At 48.6% G+C, this 1,175-nt stretch carries 2 protein-coding genes; both read left to right on the plus strand.

Going from position 1 to position 1,175, the window contains the following annotated elements:
- Window positions 1-168: 168 nt before the first annotated feature.
- Window positions 169-318 carry a hypothetical protein gene (locus tag F6J99_RS45185; RefSeq protein WP_293124003.1) on the plus strand — a complete coding sequence of 50 codons (150 nt, stop codon included), beginning with the start codon at window positions 169-171 and terminating at the stop codon, window positions 316-318.
- Window positions 319-884: 566 nt separating this feature from the next.
- A complete protein-coding gene (gvpA, locus tag F6J99_RS45190; protein WP_293124005.1) occupies window positions 885-1,103 on the plus strand; it encodes a gas vesicle structural protein GvpA in 219 nt (72 codons plus the stop codon).
- Window positions 1,104-1,175 lie beyond the last annotated feature (72 nt).

Below are 1,175 nucleotides of genomic sequence, written 5' to 3' on the forward strand. Positions count from 1 at the left end.
TCACCCTACGCAATCCCTTGCACTGTAAGGCATAGGACGTGTTAGGCGGCAGCCATAACGCATCTTTGTAATTCACCTTTTAAGGTGTGTCGCGATAATAGGGTCTGTTAGGACGCTGGAAAAAGAATCGCTGCCTGGCTACAACCTCTGGCTCATATCATGTCGGAGGTGATCGGATGGCTAAGGGAGGAAATGGCAAGGCGGCGGGCGATCGCCCTTAACTCAGGATGTCAATTTTTACATCTATTCGGTCAGGTAAGTGGTGGTAACCCCCTATACTTTTCCTTAAGAATTCAGGGGATTAACCAAAATGAGTGACGCAGATGGTGTGTTTTATATAAATGCTCTGATTATTTTCATGCTTGCCGTGGCAGGGCTCTATTTTGCCAAGATATCCACTTAGGCGATTTCCGGAAAAGAATATACCGTGTCTAGTTAATCGTAGGTTGGGTTGAAGAATGAAACCCAACGGCCCAAGCTGATGCGAAGATCCGATCGCGGTGCTTGGATCTTGGGCTTGTCCGCGCAGAGCTAGAGCGTTCGGGTTTCTCTGATCAGAGACGCTCCGCGAACGCCAGTTAAAGTCGTTGGTTTAGTCTCATGCATGGGTGCGGGCTCAACCCAACCTGCGATTCATGACTTAGGCGATTTCTGGGAATGAAAATACCAGTAACAGATGCGTTACGCTTCATGGCTCACCAGCCCAGCATGCTGGGTTAGCCGATTTGTCTCGGTGGGGTGTTTGTTGAGGTGGGCTGATAGATCCCATCCAAACTTGGGAAAAATAAATTGACTTGTTTTCATGCTGGTCTGATGTGGTGCGGCTTCCGGGTCAGTTCTGGTGAGAATGTATAGACAGATAAGCAGTATTGTAAGGAATTGATATGGCCGTTGAAAAGGTAAACTCGTCCTCTAGTCTGGCTGAGGTGGTGGACCGGATTTTGGATAAAGGGATTGTGGTGGATGTTTGGGTGCGGGTGTCTTTGGTGGGGATTGAACTGCTGGCGATCGAAGCTCGAGTGGTGATTGCTTCGGTGGATACTTACTTGAAGTATGCTGAGGCGGTCGGTTTGACGGCTCAGGCTGCTGTTCCTGCGATGTAGTCAATAGATTTTTATCATGGCTCTCAAAGATTTATGGCAGGAGCAACGCGATCAGAGACAGCAAGACGTTGA

This window comes from Moorena sp. SIO4G3 (genome assembly GCF_010692305.1).
Classification (GTDB): domain Bacteria; phylum Cyanobacteriota; class Cyanobacteriia; order Cyanobacteriales; family Coleofasciculaceae; genus Moorena; species Moorena producens_A.

Coding starts and splice junctions, on each gene's coding strand:
- gvpA (WP_293124005.1), top strand. CDS start 885: ATGGCCGTTGAAAAGGTAAACTCGTCCTCTAGTCTGGCTGAGGTGGTG.